The organism is Lactiplantibacillus plantarum, from assembly GCF_014131735.1.
GTDB lineage: Bacteria > Bacillota > Bacilli > Lactobacillales > Lactobacillaceae > Lactiplantibacillus > Lactiplantibacillus plantarum.
In genome coordinates this window covers 512,113-538,334 of the sequence record NZ_CP039121.1, presented here as the reverse complement: position 1 = coordinate 538,334, position 26,222 = coordinate 512,113, and the positions used below count along the sequence as shown (strand labels likewise).

21 protein-coding genes are annotated in these 26,222 nt (G+C 45.5%); 10 read left to right on the top strand and 11 right to left on the bottom strand.

Annotation, left to right across the window (positions count from 1 at the left end):
- Positions 1-97 precede the first annotated feature (97 nt).
- Positions 98-2,680 (bottom strand): SH3 domain-containing protein, encoded by a 2,583-nt coding sequence (locus E5260_RS02365; RefSeq protein ID WP_003642339.1) that lies wholly within the window; start codon positions 2,678-2,680, stop codon positions 98-100.
- A 285-nt stretch (positions 2,681-2,965) separates the two neighbouring features.
- On the opposite strand from E5260_RS02365, the gene E5260_RS02360 reads away from it, so the two are divergent.
- Positions 2,966-3,250: a DUF1905 domain-containing protein gene (locus E5260_RS02360; RefSeq protein ID WP_003642340.1), complete on the top strand. Its 285-nt coding sequence runs from the start codon at positions 2,966-2,968 to the stop codon at positions 3,248-3,250.
- Between the two features lie 283 nt (positions 3,251-3,533).
- Here the strand turns inward: E5260_RS02360 and E5260_RS02355 are convergent, their stop codons facing one another.
- Complete coding sequence (locus E5260_RS02355) at positions 3,534-3,899, bottom strand: winged helix-turn-helix transcriptional regulator (protein WP_003642341.1); 366 nt, start codon at positions 3,897-3,899, stop codon at positions 3,534-3,536.
- Between the two features lie 132 nt (positions 3,900-4,031).
- Here E5260_RS02355 and E5260_RS02350 point away from each other — a divergent pair, with 132 nt between their 5' ends.
- Entirely contained in the window at positions 4,032-4,760 is a 729-nt protein-coding gene (locus E5260_RS02350) for an SDR family oxidoreductase (RefSeq protein ID WP_003642342.1), read from the top strand.
- Between the two features lie 158 nt (positions 4,761-4,918).
- Here the strand turns inward: E5260_RS02350 and E5260_RS02345 are convergent, their stop codons facing one another.
- Positions 4,919-5,485, bottom strand: a complete 567-nt coding sequence (locus E5260_RS02345) for a TetR/AcrR family transcriptional regulator (RefSeq protein WP_003642343.1) — start codon at positions 5,483-5,485, stop codon at positions 4,919-4,921.
- A 126-nt stretch (positions 5,486-5,611) separates the two neighbouring features.
- Here E5260_RS02345 and E5260_RS02340 point away from each other — a divergent pair, with 126 nt between their 5' ends.
- The gene (locus E5260_RS02340) at positions 5,612-6,649 is read left to right on the top strand and encodes an SDR family oxidoreductase (RefSeq protein WP_003642344.1); all 1,038 of its coding nucleotides are present in this window, start codon (positions 5,612-5,614) and stop codon (positions 6,647-6,649) included.
- A 148-nt stretch (positions 6,650-6,797) separates the two neighbouring features.
- On the opposite strand, the gene E5260_RS02335 is transcribed toward E5260_RS02340, so the two are convergent.
- The 3 genes from E5260_RS02335 to E5260_RS02325 all read right to left on the bottom strand — a co-directional run bounded on the left by E5260_RS02335 (position 6,798) and on the right by E5260_RS02325 (position 10,132).
- Complete coding sequence (locus E5260_RS02335; RefSeq protein WP_003642345.1) at positions 6,798-7,364, bottom strand: TMEM175 family protein; 567 nt, start codon at positions 7,362-7,364, stop codon at positions 6,798-6,800.
- 219 nt (positions 7,365-7,583) lie between these two features.
- Positions 7,584-8,537, bottom strand: a complete 954-nt coding sequence (locus E5260_RS02330) for an aldo/keto reductase (protein ID WP_003642346.1) — start codon at positions 8,535-8,537, stop codon at positions 7,584-7,586.
- 116 nt (positions 8,538-8,653) lie between these two features.
- A complete protein-coding gene (locus E5260_RS02325) occupies positions 8,654-10,132 on the bottom strand; it encodes a DHA2 family efflux MFS transporter permease subunit (protein ID WP_003642347.1) in 1,479 nt (492 codons plus the stop codon).
- Positions 10,133-10,248: 116 nt separating this feature from the next.
- Between E5260_RS02325 and E5260_RS02320 the strand changes: the two genes are divergently transcribed.
- Entirely contained in the window at positions 10,249-10,848 is a 600-nt protein-coding gene (locus tag E5260_RS02320) for a TetR/AcrR family transcriptional regulator (protein ID WP_003642348.1), read from the top strand.
- A gap of 120 nt (positions 10,849-10,968) precedes the next feature.
- On the opposite strand, the gene E5260_RS02315 is transcribed toward E5260_RS02320, so the two are convergent.
- Positions 10,969-11,850 (bottom strand): ABC transporter substrate-binding protein, encoded by an 882-nt coding sequence (locus E5260_RS02315; protein ID WP_050430864.1) that lies wholly within the window; start codon positions 11,848-11,850, stop codon positions 10,969-10,971.
- A 284-nt stretch (positions 11,851-12,134) separates the two neighbouring features.
- Between E5260_RS02315 and E5260_RS02310 the strand changes: the two genes are divergently transcribed.
- The 4 genes from E5260_RS02310 to E5260_RS02295 all read left to right on the top strand — a co-directional run bounded on the left by E5260_RS02310 (position 12,135) and on the right by E5260_RS02295 (position 15,673).
- Positions 12,135-12,929: an ABC transporter ATP-binding protein gene (locus E5260_RS02310; protein WP_003642350.1), complete on the top strand. Its 795-nt coding sequence runs from the start codon at positions 12,135-12,137 to the stop codon at positions 12,927-12,929.
- Positions 12,926-13,924, top strand: a complete 999-nt coding sequence (locus E5260_RS02305) for a FecCD family ABC transporter permease (protein ID WP_003642351.1) — start codon at positions 12,926-12,928, stop codon at positions 13,922-13,924. The genes E5260_RS02310 and E5260_RS02305 overlap by 4 nt, the downstream gene beginning before the upstream one ends.
- Complete coding sequence (locus E5260_RS02300) at positions 13,921-14,916, top strand: FecCD family ABC transporter permease (protein WP_003642352.1); 996 nt, start codon at positions 13,921-13,923, stop codon at positions 14,914-14,916. Before E5260_RS02305 ends, E5260_RS02300 begins: the two co-directional genes overlap by 4 nt.
- A 244-nt stretch (positions 14,917-15,160) precedes the next feature.
- Positions 15,161-15,673 carry a TetR/AcrR family transcriptional regulator gene (locus E5260_RS02295; RefSeq protein WP_003643401.1) on the top strand — a complete coding sequence of 171 codons (513 nt, stop codon included), beginning with the start codon at positions 15,161-15,163 and terminating at the stop codon, positions 15,671-15,673.
- Here the strand turns inward: E5260_RS02295 and E5260_RS02290 are convergent.
- From E5260_RS02290 to E5260_RS02280, 3 genes are all read right to left on the bottom strand, one after another.
- Positions 15,654-16,547 (bottom strand): SDR family oxidoreductase, encoded by an 894-nt coding sequence (locus E5260_RS02290; RefSeq protein WP_003642354.1) that lies wholly within the window; start codon positions 16,545-16,547, stop codon positions 15,654-15,656. The two genes, E5260_RS02295 and E5260_RS02290, sit on opposite strands and share 20 nt — an antisense overlap.
- Before the next feature lie 293 nt (positions 16,548-16,840).
- The gene (locus E5260_RS02285) at positions 16,841-17,587 is read right to left on the bottom strand and encodes an SDR family oxidoreductase (RefSeq protein ID WP_003642355.1); all 747 of its coding nucleotides are present in this window, start codon (positions 17,585-17,587) and stop codon (positions 16,841-16,843) included.
- 16 nt (positions 17,588-17,603) lie between these two features.
- Positions 17,604-18,059, bottom strand: a complete 456-nt coding sequence (locus tag E5260_RS02280) for a DapH/DapD/GlmU-related protein (RefSeq protein WP_003642356.1) — start codon at positions 18,057-18,059, stop codon at positions 17,604-17,606.
- A gap of 309 nt (positions 18,060-18,368) precedes the next feature.
- Between E5260_RS02280 and E5260_RS02275 the strand changes: the two genes are divergently transcribed.
- Both E5260_RS02275 and E5260_RS02270 read left to right on the top strand, forming a co-directional pair.
- Complete coding sequence (locus tag E5260_RS02275; RefSeq protein WP_003642357.1) at positions 18,369-19,205, top strand: SDR family NAD(P)-dependent oxidoreductase; 837 nt, start codon at positions 18,369-18,371, stop codon at positions 19,203-19,205.
- Positions 19,206-19,215: 10 nt separating this feature from the next.
- Entirely contained in the window at positions 19,216-19,596 is a 381-nt protein-coding gene (locus E5260_RS02270) for a MerR family transcriptional regulator (RefSeq protein ID WP_003642358.1), read from the top strand.
- A gap of 97 nt (positions 19,597-19,693) precedes the next feature.
- Here E5260_RS02270 and E5260_RS02265 read toward each other — a convergent pair whose 3' ends face one another.
- Positions 19,694-25,765, bottom strand: a complete 6,072-nt coding sequence (locus tag E5260_RS02265) for a mucin-binding protein (protein WP_003642359.1) — start codon at positions 25,763-25,765, stop codon at positions 19,694-19,696.
- Positions 25,766-26,222: the final 457 nt, after the last annotated feature.

Below are 26,222 nucleotides of genomic sequence, written 5' to 3'. Positions count from 1 at the left end.
TAACTCAATCACACAACAAAACAGGCTTTGAAATCGCGTCGCTTGACGTGATCTCAAAGCCTGTTTTGTTATTGCACTAGTAATTGGTAACTAATTGTTAGCCAATCTTAGCAACGTAATGGTAAGCACCAGAGTTAGATAAGTACTTCAGCCATTGATAGCCGTCCGCAGAAACCGTTCCGATATAATAAACGGATTCGCCCGCGTAGTATTGGCCAACAACTGAGGCATTTAGACTAGCAGCGGTCCGAATATTCGTTGTGGTCTTGAACGTGTACGTACCAGCAGCCGCCGTCGTCTTACTTGCTGAAGATGACGTGGTCGTTGCAGCACCGCCACTGACCTTAACGTAGTGTTGCGCACCACTGTAACTCGTGTAACGTAACCAAGTTTGACCGTTAGTCGTTACTTTGGCGTTGTAATTGACCGTATTGCCTTTGTAGTAAGTCCCAACAGTTGACGCGGCGTCACTTGCTGAAGACTTGATGGCAGTCGTCTTAGCAAACTTGTAAGTCCCGCTTTGCGCAACTGTCTTAGCACTAGCCGTAGCCGTTGACTTGCTTGACGTCGTCGTTGTTGTGGCTGCACCACTAATCTTAACGTAGTGTTGCGCACCACTGTAACTCAAGTAACGAAGCCAAGTTTGGCCGTTCTTAGTGACTTTGGCATTGTAATAAACCGTATCACCCTTGTAGTAAGTCCCTAAAGTCTTGGCTGAATCATTAACTGAACCCTTGATGGCCGTGGTGCCAGTAAACTTGTAAGTCCCAGTTTCAGCCTTAGTGACCGTCTTGCTAGAACTAGTAGCTGGCTTGGTGGTAGTCGTTGACGTAGCTGCACCACTGATCTTAACGTAGTGTTGCGCACCACTGTAACTCAGGTAACGGAGCCAAGTTTCACCATTCTTAGTAACCTTGGCATTGTAATAAACCGTGTCACCCTTGTAGTAAGTCCCTAAAGTCTTAGCTGAGTCACTAACTGAGCCCTTGATAGCTGTCGTTTTAGTAAACTTGTAAGTGCCAGTTTCATTCTTGGTAACCGTCTTGCTAGTGCTTGCGGCAGGCTTAGTCGTGGTCGTTTTAGCTGCGGCAATCTTAACAAAATGTTCGCTACCACTGTAACTTAAGTAACGTAACCAAGTTTCACCATTAGTTGTAACTTCAGCATTATAGTAAACGCGGTTACCCTTGCTGTAAGTTCCAACGGTTTTAGCACTGTCACTGGCAGCGCTCTTGATGGCTGTGTTCTTGGTAAAGGTATACCAACCAGAGGCCTTCTTAGTCGTTGAACTAGTTGACGTATTGGTCGTAGCACTAGTGTCAGTCGTTACTTCACTAGTCGTCGTATCATTGCTACTAGTTGTCGTTACGAATGTATTGGTCCCGGCACTATCTTCAGTTAAACCATTGTAATCGATGCTGACATCAATGTAACCGGTATAATCTGAACCAGATGGTAAGAGTGCCGTATCGGAGAATTGCCATGCACCATCATTGGTGTTCCAAAGGTTATTAGCAGAAGGTGTGTATGGGTATTGGGCCCGCCATACACGTGATTGGCCAACTGTCTTAACAACAGCATCCCGATATAAGTATGAGTTGGACGTATAAACGCCGTGATTCTTGTAACCAAAGGAATCTAACGTTGACCAGAACGCGTTCAAGTTCGCCGTTGCGTTAACTGAGTATGAAGATGAATCTTCCATGTCAGCGAACAAGAGAACTTTGGTTGAAACATTGTTCTTAACTAAGAAACCAGCCATGTTAGTCGCTTCAGATTTAGCCGCATCAGCCGTGCTAAACGTTGCATAGTGGTAGAAATCAACGTTCAAGCCAGCTTTGTTAGCCATCTTTGCTTGGTTCAGTGCAGCTGGGTTCGTGTAATCAGTGCCTTCAGTCGACTTAACGATGACCGTCTTAACACCCGCAGCCTTTAACTTATTGAAATCAGATTGCGTCATGGTACTTTGATATGACGCCACGTCAACAACATCAACGCGTGGCCGAGTCGTATCCCCAATCGTCCAGACATCCGTTGAAGACGTCGTTGCTGCGGTATAAGCAACGGCAGCAACTTTAGCTGTGGCTTTAGTAGCGGTCGTCGCCGCACTACTTACCGTACTTGAAGCGGCCTTAACAGCCTTGACCGTTGCAGTACTTGAAGCAGCACTGGCAGCAGTACTGCTTGCGGTATGACTTACTTGAGTAGTGGTTGCCGTACTAGAAGCGACACTGGTTGCTTGGCTTGTAGCCGTTGCAGAAGTACTAGTGGCTGCACTCGAAGCCGTCTTAGTTGCTTGACTAGTCGAGCTAGATGCTGTACTGGTCGATTGGCTAGTGGCCGCACTCGACGATGCCGTCGCTGCTTGACTGGTCGTCTTAGTTGTTGCCGCACTCGTTACTTGAGTCGCAGCACTTGACGAAACTGAGGTCGCTTTAGTCGTCGCATCGCTAGCAGCAGAGCTCGTTGCAACACTTGCACTAGAGGCCGTGCTTGCAGCTGAAGACGATGTTGTCGTTGCATTTGTAGCATCAGCGTGCACGTTTGTATTGTTAAGAACGGAACCTCCTAAAAATGAGAAGAAAGTTAATCCAGCAACCAGCCAAAGTTTCCCCGACTTATAAAGCTTGAATCTTTCCGACTGACTTGCATCAATTGGATTTTGTGATTTAAAATTCATGTAAACACCCTTTTTTAATTTACTTAAAGCAGTTTAATTATAAGCGGTTGATTGCCCCGCTCGCAAGGGGATTTAGTATAATAATTGTACTTTTCGATAAATATTTTTGATACCAACGATATACCCGGTTAATATTTCACGCAAATAGCGGTTCACCTTAATTATAATTAGTTGTGAGTGACCACTTAGTTCACCAACAATTGCTAATTTGCTATGATAATATGGAAATCTGATTATAAAAATGAAGCCGTTCCATAATTACGCTTAGGCGGAGGTCATATAATAATGAAGACTTATCAATTTGACGCACCGATTCAAGCCGCAACAATTGGCAAAGGTGGGGCTTACGTGGCCTGTCCCTTCGATATTCGCGACCTTTTCGGTAAGGGGCGCGTCAAAGTCCATGCCACTTTCGATGAGGTCCCTTACAACGGTTCTATCGTTAATATGGGTGTTAAAAACCTTGATGGTAGTATTTGTTATATCTTAGGTATTCGTAAGGATATTCGTGCAAAACTCCACAAAAGCATTGGCGATGTCGTCGCTGTCACCGTAACGGCAATCGATTAATTCAAATCATCGATTCCGCGTTGTACTCGTCTATGATAACGACCCACCCCCATCCCGGCGGCAATAGTTGGTTCATCTTATAAAACAGCCCGTATAGCTGGCTGTCAGCTTTCAAACAGCACGAGTTAGTTGAATAACAAATAATCGCTTCAAGAATGTCATTAGAAATTCTTGAAGCGATTATTTAGTAATGGTCATCAAAACAGCGCCGCTAGTTGCTTTTGACTGACAACGTACTTTTCCCATGGCGCCGTACAAAGCCCACGCTCCCGTTTAGACTAGCCTATTCGTCACACAGTGAACGTTCAATCAAAGCTGGATCAACATGTTGATCACCCCAGGTACAAATCGCATCTAGGATGGGAATCAAGCTCTGCCCCTTAGCGGTCAACCGGTATTCGACATGCGGCTGAGCGGTCTTAAAATCATGCCGTTCGATCAACTCATCTTGTTCCAATTCCTTCAATTGACTCGCCAGTGTTTTATGCGTTACCGCTTGAATATGGTGTTGCAAGTCAGCAAAACGGCTGACTTTAACCTCGGCCAGTTCAAACAAAATCATGATTTTCCACTTACCACGAATCAACTGCATCGTGGCATCAAATTCATTTCGGTAGCGTGGTTGCGCAGTTACCCGTTCTTTTAACATTATTAACTCCCTGCTCTCAATTGGTGGTTACCTAAAAGTGCGTACTTGTCGCGTTTAATCTAGCCAAGTATACTGTAAATCGTTGAAAATTCAAACGAAAACCATTATCCAAAATTACGGAGGAATTACAAAATGAAACCATTAGTCGTCATTACTGGAGCCAGTTCTGGCTTTGGTGCCGAGATTGCCAAGTTATTCGCCGCTGACAACTACCCACTGTTACTATTAGGGCGTCGCCAAGCAAAGTTAGCCGCCTTATCTGCGAACTTTGAAAATGCCATGATCGACACAGTCGATGTGACCAACTATCACCAATTCGAAACTGCCGTTCGCAAGGCCGAAGCCAAGTATGGCAAGACCGACTTACTAGTTAATAATGCGGGATTAATGTTACTAGGAAATGTTCAAAATCAGGACCCACAAGAGTGGCAAACCATGCTTAATACGAACGTGATGGGTGTTTTAAACGGCACTCAAATTGTCCTAAATGACATGCGTGACCGGGAACATGGAACGATTCTCAATATGTCATCGTTAGCTGGCAAGAAAACGTTCGTCAATCACGCCGCTTACGTTGCATCCAAGTTTGGCGTCCACGGGCTATCCGAGACACTCCGTGAAGAAAATGCGCCGAAGAACGTGCGCGTCATGCTGGTAGCCCCCGGTGCAGCCGAAACTGAGCTGTTAACCCACGTTACTAGCAAGTCGGCACTGTCCGATTACGAAGCATGGAAAGCTTCCATGGGTGGCCTGACTTTGGACCCCAAGCACGTAGCTGCCACGGTCAAGTTCATGTATGACATGCCGCAAAATGTCAATATCCGTGAAGTTGACATTGCTGCCACGGCCCAAGATGCTTAATCTCAGCTCATTTGATTAAAAAAGCCACCTAACCGCACCGAGCTCTGCCGGTGCATGGCTAGGTGGCTTTTACAATTGCTCATAAGTACCCAATCAACACGCTAAAATCGGCGTTTCGACCTCCTCACACCGCTAATTTAGGATCATTCTTCCACTGCTCATTTTTGAGCCTGAGTCAGCGCCTGCATCGTTGCCGTCTGCAAAGTTGCTAGTAATTCATGAATCGTTGTTAAGGACTCCAACTGTCCACCCAGTAGCCATTCGCGCCAAATTGCGTATACCCCGGCACTCATGAATCTTGTCCAATACTTAAGTTGCACCGCCGTGAGCGTCCCATTTGCCATCGTTGTTTGGTAATAATTAGTCATATTAGCGTTAAAAAGTTGTTGAATAATATTTTCAAAACCACGTTGCTCAGCCAGTCGTAACGTCGGCGCAAAATCACTAAAAAATTGACCCATCGCTAATAACTTCCGATTGGCCGGTACATGCTGCAAGACGTCCTGAAACCGCGCTGCAATCGCCGGGGCGAAGTACGCTGTCAAAAGATCTTCGAGTGTCGTAAAGTTACGGTAAAAGGCCATCCGGCTGACCCCAGCTCGCTTGACAACTTGGGTCACCGTAATCGTATCTAAATCATGAGTCCTTAATAATTGTAATAAGGCCGTAGTTAAATAAGTTTGTGAATCCTTTTTGATTGCTTGCGCGTGATTGGTCGCTGCCATAACAATTCCTCCATTCTGTCACAGATGCTCGTGATTACCTTGTATTCGTCGTGACCCCATTGTAAGATACTGGCACAGACGTTACAAGTGTAACAGCAATTCATAAATTCATTTGGAGGTAGTCCCATGCAAAAACAATTAGTCGTCGTCACTGGTGGTAGCGGTTTTATCGCCATTCATATCATTCGTCAATTATTACAACAAGGCTACGCCGTCCGCACAACGGTCCGCTCATTAGCCAAAGCACCCGTTATTAAAGAAATGCTGACCAATGGTGGTATCACCGACTTATCAGCTCTCGAAATTGTTGTGGCCGACCTGGCGCATGATGAACACTGGTCGGAAGCGATGGCCGGAGCCACTTATGCGATCGACGTCGCTTCCCCAACCCCAAAGCTCAACTTCAAAAACAAAGCTGAAATGATCCGACCAGCCGTTGACGGTGTTCGGCGGGTTCTAACTGCTAGTCGTGATGCGGGCGTTAAACGAGTCGTGTTAACGTCTGCGTACGGGGCCATCTTTGCTGGTCACAAAAATCGTACGACCCCCTACACTGAAGCTGACTGGTCTGATCTCAACTGGAAAGCGATCCATCCTTATCAAGAATCCAAGACACGTGCTGAATTAGCAGCTTGGGACTTTATTAACCATGAGGGCCGCGGGTTAGAATTAACAACGGTCAATCCCGTTGCCGTCATGGGTCCGGTGTTGTCCGCCAAATATTCACATTCCAATATTCAAATCCAACAATTCTTAGAAGGCCAAGTTAAAGCCGTTCCAAACGTTGATTCCGGTTATGTTGATGTTCGTGACGTGGCTAGTCTGCACTTGCTTGCCATGACCGCACCGCAAGCTAACGGCGAACGTTTTCTAGCCACAACGGGTGAGACGCTATCCATGCTTGACGTTGCAAATGTCTTAAGACAGGCCTTTCCAGCTTTTGCCAGTCAGCTACCAACCAAAACCATTCCCAATGCAGCGGTTAAGCTAGCCGCTAAGGCCCGACCAGAATTGCGAATGGTCGCCTCACTAGTTGGCACCTACGCGGAAACGAGCAATCATAAAGCCCAAACATTGTTGGATTGGCATCCCCGTCCCGCTGCGGAATCGATTATTGCAACCGCCCAATCTATGATTGACCTAGGAATCGTCACCAAACCATAAGCATACTCCTACTAACACCAACTAAATACTAACCGGCAACGCCCGCAAGATTGGACTCAGTATTCAACCTTGCGGGCGTTGTCGTTCGTTATCATTGCGATACTAGCCTAAACCAGATATGAGCCTACTTTTTAATTTCATCTTTATATTAAAAATACTTGCGTAAATGCCACTTACGTTTAGTCGCCAAAATAACACTAGCAAATGCGTGAACGGGGATTAGGAACAAGCCCACATCGGGATTAATTAACGCGACTGTTAGAACCACTAAAAAGCCACCAAAAACAACACTTAATGCCGGACTACTCATACGATGAATGTGTGGATTTAATCTTCTAACGGCGGCTACTAGTAACTGATAAGCCAACATCCAAACAAAACCCGTAAGAATATAAAATACTGCGGGCCATTTTGAATGCGGAAATTTAGTAATCCATGAGGCCATGAATGGAATAAAAGACTGACATAGCAACCAGAAACTATTCGCCCAAAAAACAACCCGATCGATTTTTTTGACCTGCACGAATAAATCGTGATGATTAAGCCAAATTGAAATCAATAATGTAAATGTAATGATATAAACATAAATACTTTGCCATTCCGCAAAGAGTGCCCGCACTGAAGGAGTTTGAGGCCGCGGTAAGTCTAATACTAATAACGTTAAAACAATCGCGATAATCGCATCTGTAAACGCCTCTAATCTTGCCTTGTTCAAATAATCGTTCCTCCTTATAATCTATCATTACTCAATTTTATGATTAATACCGCTTAACTACCAATAAAGTCAATTCTGACTTTATTCAGCAATTGATCAATACACCAAGTTATAACAACCACAATTGCACCACACAAAAAAGTTCTTTCGAGACTAGTAACCGTTTCGAAAGAACCTAAACCTATTATGATTAATTAATCATCACAAGGACTATTCAAATTAAGGTAAATCATTGCCCGCTGCAAAGTAAACGTCATACCATTCCTGGCGTGTCAACGTCACATCGGTCCCCGCAATGCTCTCATCAAGGTGTTGCGGATTCATTGAACCTAAAATGACCTGCATATTGGCCGGGTGACGTAAAATCCAAGCCGTCGCAATCGCATTTTTAGTCACATGATATTGATCAGCCAATTCCTGTAATTTCGCATTCAATTCTGGAAACTTCGGATTATCAATAAAGGTCCCAGCAAACATGCCGTATTGATAGGGTGACCAAGCTTGAATCGTCATGTGGTGTAGCCGCGAATATTCGATAATTTCGCCATCATGATTAAGGCTAGCCGTATCCTGCATATTCGTGTGCAACCCAAACTGAATTGGACCGGTGTGCATGACACCAAATTGTAATTGGTTGATCATCAATTTCTGGCTGACTGCCGCTTGTAACATCTCGACTTGCATCGGGTTAAAGTTGGAAACACCGAAGTGACGCACCTTACCAGTAGCTTGCAATTCATCAAACGCCGCGGCGACTTCGGCGGGATCCATCAGCGGATCGGGCCGGTGTAATAGAAACGAATCTAGGTAGTCCAGCTGCATCCGTTGCAAGATCTTATCGACCGTTGCAATCAAATGCTGCTTAGAAAAGTCATAGCGTTGACCAAAGACTAGTTCACCAGAACTCTTCTCAGGATCGAGTACAATACCACCTTTAGATTGAATAAAAAAGTCTTCACGCTTTAAACTCGACTGTTTTAATGCCTGCCCGAAAATCCGTTCCGAATCACCGTTACCATAAATATCCGCTGAATCAATAAAGTTAACGCCCCGGTCATGAACGGTCTCTAAGACGTTCGCTGCCGCATCGGTATCTAAACGAACCATCCGCATAATACCCAGCGCAACCGCAGACGCTTTGAGCTGACTAGCGCCAATTTGAATTGTCTTCATAATTGTTATCCCCTTTTTGATGAATTATAGTTAAAAACATCTGCCAACGAAACTAATAATAGTTGTTAGAGCCGACTATAAGTCAAGCGGATTTAATTATTTTTTCTCCTAGCTTGTTACTTCGCCGCCTTCAATTTGTTAGTCAGCAATAAGGTTGGCAAAATAATAACTATTGCGGCAATTGCAATCACTAGAAAGCCTTGTTGAAACGCTGCTAAGCGAATTGCTTGCAAATGGCTTGTTGTAAAGACTTGTAAGTGAGCTGCGTCGACGTGATACGTTCCTGCTTTTAGGTGTCGTTCAAACACATTCACTTGGTGTGTGGAATACGCCGTTACAATCGTCGTAATCAAAGCGGATCCAAACGCACTCCCAATATTTTGGATAATTCTGGTCCCAATTGTTGCAGCTGGCACTTGTCCAGGTTGCATTCCTGTATAAGCATCGGCCATTAACGGCATTAAAATACCACCAGCACCAATTCCCCGCACAAATAAAATAAGTGCCAAAATCCAGTAAGACGTCTGTTGACCAAACCAATAAAACGGTAAGGTACCGACAAACGTGATGACGACACTTCCCAGAACCACGTACTTAGCGCCTATTTGATCTGTTAGCCTTCCCGTTAACGTCCGCGAAACTAGCATTCCCGCTCCCTGAGGTAATAGCGCTAGAGCGGCGTTAATCACGCTCATTCCCCGAACGTTTTGAAAATAGAGTGGTAGTAACAACATTGCGCCGTTCAATACCGTCCCAGCGATAAACAATCCTAAGCCAGCACCATCAAATGATGCAAACTTAAATAAGTGCAGTGGCACTACCGCCCGTTCTTTTTGCCAAGCGGCCCATACGACATAACTAATCAACGCTATCGCCCCTAGAATTAACATCTCAATACTTGTCGCGTTATTAAAACGGTCAGTATGCGCGGCATTAACCAAACTATAAATGATAGCACTTGAGGACACAATTAGTAGCAAGATACCAATAAAGTCCATTTTCGCTGTTCGATTTTGTGCCGGATAATTCGGCATCTTCCACAAAATCAAAGCGATTGAAATCAAGACTACTGGGACATTGATCCAAAAAATCCAATGCCACGATGCAAATTTGATAATGATTCCGCCAATGACCGGTCCGATTAATGGTCCTAAAATCATGGGTAGCCCAACTGTTGCCATCATCTGGCCCATCACTGCTGCACCCGCAGTTTGCACAAGCAAGGTCGTCAAGAGTGGCATAATCAAGCCACCCGCAAAACCTTGAACTAACCGAGCGATAATCAATAGTTGAATATTCGGTGCTACGGCTGCAAATATCGAGCCAAGACCAAACAAAATCTCACCAGCCACAAAGACTGCTTTACCATCAAATCGATTGAGTAACCAACTGGAAAATGGCACCGCGACCCCCGTTGCCAGTAAATAACCTGTAACTGCCCACTGGACCGTCGTCACGCTACTATGAAAACTAGTCACTAAGTTGTTAATGGCAATGTTGATCATGGTTGAATCTAATAATGGTGCCATCGCACCAAACACTACGACCCAGGCAATCGTCATAGTTGCTTTTGAAATTTTTGCTTTTGCTTGCATATTATCCTCCTAATTAAGAAACTAAAAGTGTCTTATTTGCATAACTGGTATAATACGCTATATAAAGAAAAAGTCAATAAGAAACTTAAAGTATCTTATTTAAAAAGAGGGATTACATGACTAAAACACGTCGTCGTGGCGCTGAACTCGAAAACGCCATCTATCAAGCCGCCCGTGACATCTTAAATCAAGATGGTCTTGAACAATTGACGTTCGCTAACGTCGCGGAACAGGCCGGCACCAGTAAGCCTGTCATTTACCGACGCTGGCGTTCACCACTAGAGCTTGCAATTGCGGCTATCCAGGACCAAATCATTACGGAAAACCATGGTCAACTAGACGAAGTGAACTTGACCGGTCAGACACTTTCTGAAGATTTATTCCAAGTACTCAAGCGCTTCACTGTCAGTATTAATACATTCAATCAAGCTTTGGTTATCACTTGGTTTCACCACCTAGATCAACAAGCAAATCCAGAAGTTAAGGACTTGCTCAATGCTGTGAAAAAGATTGATGCCCATGCGATTGAACGCGTGTGTCAGCGTGCACAGCAACGTGGGGAACTGCGTACGGGAACTTTATCGTGCGACTTACAACTGATGCCATTCGACTGGCTTCGCTACCGTGCTTTTGCTAATGAACCGATTACTGATGCCACCCTTCATCTACTTGTCGATGATTTATTAGTCCCCGCCTATCAACACGCGTTGGGCTGATGATTACCGCTGTCTATAGACAATAAAACGCGTAAATTACTTATTTTACTGTGAGTAATTTACGCGTTTTAAATTTTTATCTCAATCCTATTATTTTTCGTTATAATGATTGACTAACTATTATTTCAACAAGTCCGTCTTCACCATATCAATCATTTGTGAATAAGCAATTGGTCCCGAATACTGCCAACTGCTACTGTCACCATACTGGTACAGATGGTTGTTTTTCACGGCCTTGATATTTTTCCACAGCGGGTCCTTAAATAGCGACGCACTCTTTTGACTATTCACTAAGAAAATATCATCCGCATCTAACTTAGCTAGCTTTTCTAACGAGACCGCCGACCAATCCGCCGTGGCCGACTTAGACACTTGTTTAACTAAACTTGGTTCACCCAATTGTAAATCTTGATACAGTAAGGCCCCGCTGGCCGAATTATCATTGACCATGTAGGCCGTATTATTGGTGACCCACAACACCGCCACTTTATGCTGACCAGACTTTTTCAACGCTTGTCGCGTCGTTTGGACCTGCTTGTCATACTTAGCAAGGACTTTTTTGGCCTTAGCCTGGCGATTAACCACCTTAGCCACATCAAGGAAAGTTTGGCGCCACGTTACCGTAGTCCCATTTTTGACCACGTAGGTCGGGGCGATTTTATTATATTGCGCATACTTGCCATTGGCGACCGCACTACTCGTCCCCATCAGAATCAAGTCCGGTTTGGCCTTGGTCACCGCTTCATATGGTAACGAATAGTCAATTAGCGGCACCCCTTTCAACTGCTCTTTCAAGTAAGCCTGCGTACCACTACCATTTTTGACCGACCACTGCACGACCGGTTTAATGCCTAAAGCCACTAAATCATCTTCCAAATAACTCGCCACGATCCGTTTCGGATGCTTCGGCACCTTGACCTTATGCTTCAAATAATCGGTTCGTGTAACTGTCGTACTTGTCGGCTGCTTCGCACCGCACGCCCCTAATAGTAGGCTTCCCATTAACCCCAATACTAATCCCAATTTTACAATTTGCCACCGTTTTGTCACAACTGTCTCCACCTTTCAAGCGCTACCAAAATTATTAGTGAAAACACTATCAATTGTCAATAAAAACATTTAAGATAAGACTATCAATTGAACACTAATTATTAGTTAGCAGTTGTTTTAATCACGTTTTCCAACAAACAAGCTGGCAAAATAAGATTGTGCACAACTAAACAAAATTAGTTAACTTATTAAGCGAACCTCCTTGAACGCTTAACTTTAAGAAAGGAATCCTATTTGTGAATACCATTGAAGCCCAAAATATTAGTATTGGTTATGGCGACAAGGTTATCGTCGATCAGCTATCAATTACGATTCCGCATGGTCAGATCACTACGCTGATTGGCCCGAATGGTAGCGGTAAATCGACCCTCATTCGTGCCATCGCCCACCTATTGCCACCAACAACCGGCGTTATTCTACTGGATCATCAAAACATTCAACAAATCAAAAGCAAAACTTTTGCGAAAAAGATTGCAGTCTTACCACAGACAAACCAAACGGCTAACGATCTCACCGTAGAAGAACTGGTGAGTTTTGGCCGCTTACCTTATCGGCGGCCGTTAAGTGGGCTCACCACAACTGACCATCAAAAAATCGAATGGGCGCTCACTCAGGCCAGCCTCCAAGATTTACGCCAACGGCCCCTAAGCACCCTTTCTGGCGGACAACGTCAACGGGCATGGATCGCCATGGCCGTTGCTCAAGATACTGACACGATTATTCTGGATGAACCCACCACCTACTTAGATTTGACTCACCAATTAGAAGTGATGCAACTCGTCAAAAAGCTCAACGAACAGGCCCACCGAACTATCATTATGGCATTACACGACTTGAACCATGCGGCTCGCATCTCTGACCAATTAATCGCGCTCAAGGACGGTCACGTTTTGGCCCACGGTCCCGTGTCCACCGTCATGACGGCCGCTAACTTAAAAACAATTTTCAATATTGATGCCACCCTCGTTGACTACCACGGTACCCCACTGATTTTGACCTATAACGGCTGTCAGGAAGTGGCCCCCGCATGAAGTCAACGTCCAGATATTGGGGGTGGCTGGCACTTAGTACCGGCGTACTCATTCTCGTCATGGGGCTCAGTTTGCGATTTGGCGCTGACCAGATGCGTACGGCCACCGTCTGGCACGCCCTGACGACCACACACACTGGCAATCTTGATCAACAAATTATCCGGCACATTCGTGTGCCCCGCGTCCTTGGAGCGGCGTTGATTGGGGCAGCTCTTGCTGGTAGCGGCGCCCTAATGCAAGCAGTGACGCGTAACCCGTTAGCGGATTCAGGCTTACTGGGGATTAACGCGGGAGCGGGCTTAATGCTAACGCTGTGTTTAGCCTTTTTTCCAAAGTTATCAACTTTACAAACGACTGGTTGGGCCATTATTGGTGCGGCAGCCAGTGCCGGACTGATTTTCAGTATCAGCACCGCCCGCCATGTTCAACTCGATCCCACGATTCTGGTACTCGCTGGGATTGCAATCAGTAGCCTATTAACAGCTCTGAGCGAAGGGCTGGCCCTTGTGTTGCAGCTCAAACAGGACCTCGCGTTCTGGTATTTCGGTGGCCTGGGTGCCGTCAGCTGGACACAATTAAAGTTTCTCGGTCCAGGACTAGTCTTGGGATTGCTACTGACCCTACTACTCGCACCGCAACTAAACTTAGCCTATCTTACTGACGACAATGCACAGAGTTTAGGGAAAAGTCTCCCATTACTGCGAGGCCTAGCTCTCATCTGTGCCGTCATTTTATCCGGGATCTCAGTGGCATTAGTTGGCACGATTACTTTTGTTGGCCTGATGATTCCCCACATGGCGCGTTGGTTAGCGGGCGCTAATTACCGCAATAGCATGCCATTAACGTTGATCCTTGGTGCAACACTGACGGTCGGTGCGGATTTGATTGCACGGCTAGTTAATCCGCCACATGAAACGCCCTTTGGCATCATTATCTCCTTAATCGGGGTACCGTGCTTCATCTACCTTGCACGAAAGGAGCCGATGAAAGCATGAGCCCTAATCGTCGCTTAATTATTTGGTCACTGCTCTTAACTGCTAGCATGCTCGGACTAGCGATTCTCAACCTTAGTACGGGTACAATGACCATCAGCTGGCCCGCTCTGCTGGGAATTTTAACTGGTCGCGGTAATGCGACCGACATGCTAGTCTTAGTCAACTTTCGCTTACCACGGATCGTGCTCGCTATCATGGTTGGCTGGGCCCTGGCATTATCCGGTAACGTCTTACAAACGGTCACCAACAATCCAATGGCCGACCCTAGTCTACTCGGAATTAATAACGGCGCTGGACTAGCCGTTATGTTACTCATTATTGGTGCAGGCACCAACGCTTCGTTAACGCTGAGTTTACCTATCGTTGCGTTAGCTGGGGCGTGGTTAAGTACGGCCCTGATTTTTTTATTAGCGAATCAGCGTCAACGAGGGATCTCGTCTAAGCGCCTGTTACTGGTCGGCGTCGCCTTGTCCGGCTGTTTTTCAGCCTTAATGGTGTTGATGACACTAAAATTATCACCTGATAACTATCAATTTGTCATGAATTGGTTGGCCGGTAGTTTGTGGGGCACTGATTGGTCTTATATCGGCTGGGCGCTTCCATGGCTGGCAGTCGGTAGTGGTATTCTATTCATTCAATTACCCGTTCTCGACGCTTTTACACTCGGTACGACCACTGCCCAAACATTGGGAATCAACTTGAAACGCCAACAATTGGGATTGATTAGCGTGGCCGCCATGTTAGCCGGCGTCAGTGTCGCCATTAGTGGCGGTATCAGTTTCATTGGCCTGATTACCCCCAACCTGGCACGACGAATCGTGGGGTCCCGACAACGCTATCAGCTGCCGTTAGCTGGTCTGTTAGGGAGTACGTTATTACTCGCTGCCGATACCTTAGGAAAACTAATCACCACGACCACTGAACTGCCAGCCGGCGTGCTCGTCGCATTGATTGGAGCGCCATATTTTATTTACCTGTTAGTGCGGAGATAAATAAACCTTAAAACGAGTGCAATCGTGTCGTATGCATGAACATACCAACTATTGCACTCGTTTTTTTACGATTAATCATTAAAATATTTGGTTGGCTTACCAATTCTAGTCCCTTGACTATACCGCCGCAGGGCACATGCTTATAAGCGCTCTGAATTTCAAATGCTTACACCACATCTTTGTATCGGCACACCGGACAGGTTATACTAATCGTATTCTATTAAATTTCGAGGAGGTATTCGTAATGGCTAATCAAAGAAATCAACGGATGCAGGCCACGATTCTACTGGCATATGAAAACCTGCTGAGTGACAAGCCCTTTCGAAAAATCACCGTTCAAGATATTTCGGATGCAGCGTTAGTCCATCGGTCAACTTTTTACAAGCACTTTCAAGATCAGTACGATTTATTGGAAGCCCTATTTGAACAAAAGCGGCAGCAATCGAAGCTAACTATTGACCAGATCTTCACACATCCTTTTGAAACGCTCAACTCATTCGGCAATGCGCGTTTTCAAGAAACATTGCGTCATCAATTTAACGATGACGCCTTTCGCGATGCATTCCTGAATTATCTAATCCATCTGTGTAAAGATACTGTTGACGATGATCAACGACTAGTCCGGTTTCTAGCTGTTGGCCGTATCAAGGGACTCACCTTATGGATAACCGTGGGCAATGCGCCTTATAATATATTCACGGATACGGCTACCTTGGACAATATTTTTAGTAACCCACTTAATACCGTGAACTACTAATATCAGTTAATAAATCTGGTTGTACTGGAACCCAACCTAATATTTGTCGTGTAAGCTGACTGGAGGTCGGACAATTGATTAGGTAAAGCATCGCTGTGTCGCCAAAACTCAGTGGATTATACTTAGCCTTTAATGGAACATTTAACTTACGACTAATCGTACGCGCAATGGCCGCGGTTGTGATCGATTCCTCGGCAACTGCGTTGAAAACGCGCTCGTTAGTTGTTGGATGCTCAAGGCCATACATCGTGACTAAATAAAACAAGTGCGCCGCATCTAACCGATGAACAGCACTCCAAGCATGTGTTTCTAAGCCAAAGTACTCAGCACGGTGGCTTTTTTTAGCACGCTCAATCACTGTTCTAGTAAAGCCCTTATCACCCGCACCATGAACAGCCGGTGATAAGCGTACGACAAACGCATTGATATTTTGAGCCATTAACTGACGTGCGACGATCTCAGATTTTCTCGGTGTGAGCCATTTGAGTAGCCCAGTATCCGCGACTTCATGCTCCGTCTCGACATGCTTTCTAATGCCCGTCGTCCCATACGTAACGACCAACGGCTTATTAGTCCCACTAATGGCACGCCCCATAGTTTCAATGGCCCGCCGATCCATTGCACCAGCCTGAAAAAAATGCCGAAAATCATTGTTAAAGCCCAAATGAATAATGGCATCTGCCTGAGCAGCAGCCGTCGCCAACGTTGACAAACTAGTCAAACTTCCGCGTACAGGCTGAGCCCCCCAACTAATGAGTTTTTGAGCGCTCGTCTCAGAACGAGCTAGTCCGACGACCTCAAAACCATTAGCGACTAATTCTTGTACAACCGCACTACCTACAAATCCCGTACCACCTGTTATAAACACTTTCATCAATAACCATCTCCGCTCATATGCACTATTTTAGTTAATCCTCAATATTCAATACTTGTGACACACCTAATTCGAGGCTTTCGTTGCCTTCTATCTTAACGATGATCACAGCGCAAAGACAGCAACAAAGTATCCATACTATTCACGATAGCGACACTTGTCTAAAAATGTCGTTGTATTTAACGTTATTATCCACTCCACATGTAGACTTATCTAATCAGTAGCACCTATCAAAATAGTCGCGACCTATCTTACAGATAAGCCGCGACTATTTAAATCACTTGATTTAATGATTAAACTTCCTGTTGTGCTGGCCGTACTAACACTTCACTAATGGCGACGTGTTTAGGCTGATCGATCGCAAATAATACCGCGTTAGCAATATCTTCCGGATTTAAAGCCAATCCTTGACGATCGTCCGCATTCATCAGCTCACTGATACCGGCCTGAATTTGCGTATTGCCGATCGTATTGACCAACTCCGTCCGAACTGCACCTGGCGACACGATGGTTGAACGAATTCCGTGTTCCTTTTCTTCCTGCCGCAAGCCTTCCATAATGGCCCGGACCGCATACTTAGTCCCGTTATACACCGCTGATGCGGGATAAACAACGTGTCCGGCAACTGAATCCGTTGCGATAATCAAACCATCATGTTGCTTTTGCATGATTGGCAATACTTCACCAATTCCATTCAAAACCCCCATAATATTCACGTTCAACATCATCTGCCACTTATCGTATTCACGGTCACTCAGATTACCCTGGGGCATCGTACCGGCATTATTATATAGCACATCGACACGCCCAAACTTGGAAACGGCCAAGTCAATCAAAGCGCGAACTTGTTGCCGATCTGTTACATCAGTTACTTGATAGACCGCGTTGTCACCAATCGCTTGACTCAAGGCCTGTAACCGCTCTTCTCGACGCGCCCCCAATACAACTTTAGCGCCTTTAGCCGCTAACAACTTGGCCGTGGCGGCACCAATACCGCTGGACGCACCCGTAATAACAACCACTTTACCTTTAATACTCATCTTTATAAAACCTCCGTTAATCTACTTGCTCAATTGTTTTAATTACTTTAGCAGGGACGCCGGCCACCACCGTATTTGCTGGCACTGATTTTGTCACAACTGCGCCGGCACCCACAACAGCATTTTCACCAACTGTGACGCCAGCTAATACCTTGGCACCAGCACCAATCCAGGCATTTCGTTCAATGTGAATTGGCTGAACTTCAACCGCATGCCGCTTAGCAGGATCTAACGGGTGATTAACGGATAGTAACATCGCACCCGGACCAATCAGCACGTCATCCGCTAATTCAATCCCGCCTAAATCAGTGATCTGAACATTATCATTAATAAAAACACGTTTGCCGATTTTTAAATTCCGCCCATAGTCTGTCCACAGTGGCACGCGAATCTCGACTGAAATATCGATAGTTTGACCCGTTATCTCCGCAAGACGTTCACGAATTTCACTTGGTTCCCGGGTTACATTCAACGCTTGAATGCGGCGCTGATTAGCATCGACAATTGGCTGAATTGTTTGCAGATAATCTTGATCTAAATACTTTGCTTTGATGATGCGTCCCTCCCTTATTAAGTTAAATTCAGTATACGAGCGTTCACTATATATGTGAAATGCTTATGTTAAATACACATTCATAGGTTTAAAGCATAGAAGAACTCTGCTGATTATGTTTTAAATCGCCAATAACTACTGCACGTCATAATTAATTTAATGCTTGCTATCGGGTCGACCCCATAGTTTATACTTGCGCATAATCATCGAATTGAAGGAGTGACTGACATGCAATCAAAATTAGCTGTTATTATTGGTGGGACTTCTGGCGTTGGTAAACACACCGCAATTGACCTTGCCAACCAAAACTATCATGTGATTATCGTTGGCAGTCGGGCTGACAAAGGACGACAGGCTCAAGCCGATATTAGTCAAGCAACTGGCAATCAAGCTGTCCAATTGGCTTTGGCCGATCTGAGTACCAAAACTGGTGTTCAACAATTTGCTCATCAGCTTGCAGCCATGACGGATCACATCGATATTCTACTCAATAGTATTGGTGTGATGCTACCTGAGCGACATTTATCGGCAGATGGTTATGATTTGAACCTAGTTTTAAATTACCTCACCCATTTTTGGACCATTCAAGCCTTGTTACCGTTGCTAAAGCACAGTGACCAAGCGCGCATTCTATTGGTTGGTGCCCTGCCATTCGTGATTAACCATGCTAAAGTGAGTCTTCCAGACTTTGACGCCCCGGCCACATCCAAGTACAATGCCATGACCGTCACAGCCCAGGCCACTGCTGCGCGCGTACTACTCACGTTAGCTCTCAGTGAACGCTTAACAGCAACCAACGTGACAATCAACATTTTCCACCCCGGCTATGTCCCAGATTCTAACTTTGGTGCTGGCGGTAGTTGGGTGAGTCGTTTGGCTGGTCGGATACTGGGTGAAAGTTTCTCTCGCAAAAATTCCCCGATTGGTGCATGGTTAGCTACTGCTCCCGAACTCACTCACACAAGTGGACACTTCTACGATGACCGCCTACGTCAAGTTCGGTTATCTAAGCAGTACACTCGCTCTAAGGCCAACGACTTATGGAGACTCAGTTCTCAATATTAAGGAGACGCTCTTGTTAACGTTTAAAATTCCTGAGCAACAGCATTACTTCACTACGAAGGAAGTCACCGCGATGACTGGAATGACTAAGGATGCGTTACGATATTACGAGCACCTTGGCATTCTGCCTGATGTTCAGCGAAACCAATACAATTACCGTCAATATTCCCACAAAAACTTGGAAACACTCCAACTCATTAAAATATTTCGGGACTTAGATCTCGATTTAAGTCTATTGACACCAGCCCATCTAGCACTAGATGGTCAAGCAAAAGTAGTCGCTTTCAAGCAGTACCAACAAGTCATTCGGGATCGCATCCGGCATCTGGAAGCAATCGATCAGTTATTGGCAACTAAAATCGACTACTTTGAACATCAATCCATTGATACTTAAACACAACAAAAAACACTTAACAAGCCCTATTCCCATTGACTTTTCGCCAATGCTAGGATGTTAAGCGTTTTTTGTTATGCACAGTTAAAAAAATTCATTACTTTTCATGCCGCTTACGCTTCAAGCCACCAAAGCCCAGCAATAATGTTGCTAGTGTTAGCCCTAGTGTTTCAGCAGCCATTTCAGACCACCGCGTTTCACCAGTCTGTGGCAATCGACTCGTTGTATCTGCTTGAGCCTTGTGAGCCGGCTCCGTTACTTTACTTCCCGGCTTGATGACTGCTGATACCGGAGCTGTTTTGACAGCCTTAATGCGACTCGATACCAACGTCCTTGTCGATTTAGCTGGCGTCTGGTTGCCAGTTGTGGCTTGAACAGCCTTCACAACCATTGCCGGCTTAGTGAGTTGCGTTGGTTTAGCAGCCGTGATTGGTTTCGTCGTTGGCTTGATTAAATCGTCCGATGTTGTCGGCTTACCTGGCTTTATCGATGTTGGGACGTCCAGCGCATATGTTAGCGTTTGGACATCATCAGCACTAGCAGCCGTGATGGCTACGGCCTGAGTGGTCGCCGTCAACGCATGGTATTTCGCAATTGTTGGCGCAGATATGGCTGTAAAGTTCAACCCGGTCGGTGCCCAGTCACGATACGTTGCCACACCAGTCACCGCATCTTCAATCCCAGAACGCGTGAACGTCAGCGTCCGGATCGTATCAGCTTGAAGCGTGTGCCTAGCCTGATCCTGATAGTGAACCGTTTGCGTGATCGTTTTGGTGAGCTGATCTGGTGCCGTAATCACGATTTTGTTATGAGCCAAGTACACCGTATACTTCTGAACGACGCCCGCCTGATTAAAAGTAACACCCGTTGCCGGATAATCACTCCCCATCAAGACATAGCCTGCCTGGGTATACTGCGCAATCATTGTCGTTGGTTGATAATCCGCTTGCGTACCGAATCGTCCGGTTAACGTCACGCTTGTACCCAGTCGGTGGCCCGTCGTGGCATCGACATAAGTCACCATCGCCGTTTCCAGATTTGCTTGGTAAGTAACCGTTTGTCGCGACTCAGTATCTTTGGCACTGACAGTTACACTAGCAACACGGGTTGCGTTCGGGGTGTAGCCAGCAATTATTGGCGATTCAACGACTGCGTATGCCCCCGTCAACGCTGATTCAGGTGTACGCCAATCCATATACGTCACCACCTTTGTCACTTGGTCAAAGGTCGCCTTGCGCTCAAAACTGACCGTTTGCGTGACGGTTGGCGCCGCAGTTTGACCATCATTGTAAACATAGGTAATGACTCGCTGAACACTAGTTGTTAAATCTTTAAGCCCAGTACCAGCTGGGTACTTGGGCCCTTCTGGATGAGCGGAATCAACTGGTTGACCTGGTTGACCAGGCTTAGTTGGCGTGACCGTCGTCATTTGATGCGCTAGCTTGACCGTGTATGACTTAATGACGTCATTTTGATCAAAGGTGATACCAGTCGTCGGAACATTATTCGAAACTAATCGATAGCCCAGTTGTTCATACGCAGCAATTTGTGAAACGGGCGAATAACTATTCGTAGTGCCATAAGCACCAGTTACTACCATCGTAGGTAGTGTTTTACCACTCGTTACATCCACAAACGCAACGGTTGCGGTCTGTGATTTGGCCGTGTACGTGATTGCAATCAAGTGCGGCTTATCGTGACTAGTGACCGACGCTGCTTCGACTTCTGTAACACTGGCTTGATAACCTGTAATCGTTGGTGACGTGACCGCGGCCAATAGTGCTGACTGACCAGGTGCCACTGTCCAGTCACCGTAAGTCAGCTGCTTACCCGTTGCCATGTCGAAAGTTGCCGTGCGATTGAACGTGACCGACTGGTTAACCGTTTCAGCCGCTGATTCACCTGACGCATATTGATACGTAATCGTCCGAGTCACTGTTTGTTCCAACGAATCACGACCAGTGCCTGCCGGATATTTAGGACCGGCTGGATAATCAGCATCGATGGCCTGACCAGGTTGGCCCGGATGATCAACGCTGACCGTCACGTGACGATGCGCTAGTGTAACCGTATAAACTTGGGTATTCTGCTTATAAATCAGCTGATCAGGCAAGTCCGAGTTAACTGGTTCATAGCCTAATTTTGCATACTTCGCGATATCAGCAGTGACCGTATAGTCGGCAGCATCACCGTATTTCCCATTCAAATCAATATAACTTAAGACTTGGTTATCCGTAGTTCCATCGACAAATTGAACCCGGATCGTTTCAGAATTAACGCTGTATCGGACCGTTGTTTCCGTAGTCTCGCCCATGCTAGCGGGTACAGCCGCCGCGATGGTTGTTTGATCCGCCGTGTAACCAGTAATGGTCGGCGACTCAATGGCCGGATAGCTATTCACATTGGTCGTCCAATTACCGTACGAAAGGACCGTTCTATCCACCGCATCCACCGTTGCCGTGCGCGTATACGTGACCGTTTGAAGCACATCCGCTAAGTCCGTGGGTGTGTTATCAGCATAAACGTAATGAATCGTTCGCTGACTGGTCTTCATCAAATCACTAACGGCCACGTTACCTGGCTGATCAACCGTCGCCGTGATGGTGCCATGTTTCAGGTATACGTAGTAGGTCTGTTCAGTATCCTGATCAAACTCAAGCGGCGCTGGGACCTTATCCGAAGCTAACACGTAGCCTAATTTTTCATACGCCGCAATGTCCTGCGCTGTCGTATAATTCGTGGGTGTGCCAAAGCTCCCACTGAGGGGAATCTGTTTTAAAATCACGTTGTTCTTATCTTGGTCGACGTAAACGACCGCAATCTTTTCGGTGTTCGCTAAATAGGTGTACACGACCTGCCCACCAACGTCCGCTAGAGTGCCATCGGCTTGGTAACCGGTACTTTCTGGTTGTAACGTATAACCAGTTTTGGCATGCGTAGCAGTCGTATCACTCGTGGTGTAGCTCAAATAGTCCTTAGCGGTAACATCAGTCCCGTGCGTCGCCGTTCCATTAGCCGTTGTTACCACGTGTAGCGTCCCCGCTTTGTCGCGGTACCCATACTGATAGACAACCGTTACGGCGCCCACCGTCAACTGACCACTAGGTGAATTCGTCAATTTATAATTACTATTAGCAGCGGCATTCGTCAGCGTGGCCGTAATGGTTGTCGTGTCCGGATCAGTTAACCCTGACGTTAACGTGTAATCCAAACTTTGCACCGCAACAACACCAGTAATGACCGGCGTAATATTTTGTTCCTGACCATTGGCCCACAGAATCGTATCCGGCAAAGTAATCGTCACTGGACGTTGAGTAATCGTCAGAGTCCCACCAACATTCACATCGCCTGCAATCAAGAAATCTGGATTAGCAGCGGATAAGGCTGCCATCCCGGCGCTATTCAGCGTGACAGCGTAAGTGCCCACGTTTTGATCGATTGCAGTGGTGTTAAGGTAGTCGGTACTGACTTGGTACGCCGTCGTCCCATCCACAGCCGTCGCCGCGCTATCAGCAGTCCAATCGCTTGGGGCCGTATATTCAGTTGGCAAGTATACCGTATAGCGACTTGGATCAGTCGTGGCGTTGTTATCATAGACTTTTGAAGCTGGTGCAATCGTTATCTTGGCCGCAGTATCAGTCGTCGTTGTGACGTAGCGCTGGTAAGTAACTGTGTAATTTGAATTACTATCACCAGAATATGTCTGAGTTAACGAAACTGCACTAGTGTTCAAATAATACGTCACGCCATTTTGTGTAATTGTCATGGGTAATTTAGTCATCGGTACATACGTCTTACCACTGTCGCCCGTAAAAGTTACTTCGCCTAATGACGTGCCATCGTTTCCTACTAAACTATAAGTATCGGTAATCGTTTTGGCCGATAGCGTGTAATGATATAGGTAACTTGTGAAACCACTACCAATCGTGACAGCATCCGCAATTCCTAATGCATCAGCGACACTGTCAATATTAGTATAATTTTGCAAATTCAACGAATAACTACCATTATTTTCATTAGAATCATCAGTAACATAAACCACCGCCGAATCCGGGCTTGAAACTTGATTACCAATTAAACCACTAGTCACCCCAGTGTTTTGAACAGCAATGACCGGTAATAATGCATATTTTAGCGTTGCAAATGCACCACCGTCATAAACAGTGGTTTTATCAAAATGAATTTTAAATGTTTGGCGACCCCTGTAGTCTGTCAGTTGGGTCACCTTTAACCCCTGATAGGTCACATCATTTTTCGTCATCATTGCTTCAATAGCAGACGTTAACACACTACTTGGATCAGTCGCTATGTTAATAGCTCCTTCACTATTAGTAGCAACCTTAAAACCAGATGGAATAATAACATAATCAGTAAGATTAGCCACAGTCATTCCTGATGGATTCATATTAATAAGCGGCAAGATCAAATACAGCGCCTGACCATATGCTAAATCAATTCCCTTTGTTCGGGCATGTGAAATTGTCAGCCCTGTTACCGGAGTTTCGGCACTAGCCTGCGCGCCATAGTTTGCAGGTGAGATGGCAACTGCGGCACTAGCCTTGACAAGCACTACGCCCTTACCAACCGTCGTACTATTAAAAGTCGTACTGCTGTTAAGGTTAGCTAATGTTTCTATCGTATCATCAGTCAATGTAATGGTGTATTTATCAACCACAGCAGTATTAACCGCTTCCGAATATGTCGTATCGGAAACGGGGACGTCATACACAATCGCATCAGTCTGAATATCATCGTAACGAATTGTCCAACCTGTTGGAACCACAATAGTACGACTATTGACCGTCACCGGAACCGTACTAGTCGTTTTATTAACGACAATTGTCGTCGCACCCATCGTAATAATGTCATGTGCCGCAATAACTAAACTACCAGCAATAATCGTATCAGCAGTAATAGCAGCATTAGGATTAGCCTGTTGTAAAGCTGTCAAGCCTTGATCTGACAACACAAGCTGATACGTTCCAGATTGGGTTGCTGTGGGAACTATAACATCGCCACTAGAACTTGCAATCATATAAGTATTAGTCGTTCCATCAGTAGCCGAACTAGCTAACGTCCAGGTGCTGGGAACTGCATACTGACTCGGCACCGTAATTGTATACGTACTTGGTTTAGCATCCCCATAGTCAATACTAGCTGAACCAATGGTAATTATCGCAGTCGGTACCGGAGCTTGCTTGATTGTTAGTGTTCCTGTCACCACGTTAGCAGCCGTTATATCCGCGCTACTATTAGCTTCAGCTAGCTTAGTAATTCCAGCCGTTGAGAGTGCCAATGTGTATGTTCCAACACTCGATCCAAACTTGGACGTATCAACGTCCGTTAAGTCAGTAACCGTATAAACATTCGCAGTACTCGTTACAGCCCAATCTGAGGGCGCCTTAGTTCCGTCAGTTAGCGTAATCGTATAGCGATTTGGTGTATCTATCTTACCATCATACGTCTTAGTCGCTGAATTTACTGTCGCAACGGTGGCCACAGTAGCTCGTGCTAGCTTTTGCGCACTGCGAATGGTATTCGTACTAATATCCGCGGTTGCATAACTGGCAGTTGTAGTTGTTTTCGTAGCTACTGTAGCCGTATTTATCTTGCCATCAGTGGTTGCTCTGTTGGCGGCCTTAGCTTGATCCTCAATAGTTGCGGTACTTGCCGTACTGTCTGTTGTACCACCTACTGCTTGATTCTGTTCTGTGTTGTTAGACGTCGTATCGACTATGGACATTTTGCTGGTCTGATTAGTAGCACCGTTTGCACGTGTTGTTTCAGTAGCCGTACTAGTCACGGTGGAATCAACCACAGTCTGAGTCGTTGATTCCGTTGACTTAGCTTCAGTCGATGCAGTAACATTACTAGCTTCACTACTCGTCTCTACCTGACTGTTATTAGTTTTTTCTTCGCCATCATTGGCCATCGAACTACTACCAACCGACTTACTAGCCAATGTGATTTGGTTGCCAGTTGTCTCTGTCCTCGTCCCCTGTTTCTCAGCAGGCGTACTAGTCGTGTCTGCCCGCCCCGTCATCGGTAGCAGACTAGCACCCAAAGTGAAAGTACTCAACCCGGCAATTAACCACAGGCGTCCTTTTTTATACATTTTATAAGTTCGTTTTTCTGTTAATTGTGCTCGTTGTAAGCGTCGTCTTTGCATTATATCTACCCCGAAACATTTTCAATTAGTTATAACAGTATTAATACCCTATATATCTAATGTTATCAATCAGTATACACCTTTTACTAACAGTAAACCTAATAATCAATGGTCACCAAAGTTTTGATATAACAACACTTTACTGAGAACTCAACTTCAATTCAGCACCTATAGTCATGATATATACTATAACTATTTTAGATAAACATAGAACCATATTCTCCAACAACATTTATACATTAATTATAAATATCGCCAAAACATCTAATCCTCGCAACATTACTTTAATAGTATGCCGGTATTTTCCAGGTGGTTACTAGTCACTCAATGTTCGTTAATTTCTGTTTTATATCAAACAATTCAAAAAGAGCATCTTCAGAATATTACATTCCAAAAACGCCCTTGATATCCACTATTCATGTTAATTGTTAATCTGTGCTAATCGATTAAACTGCAC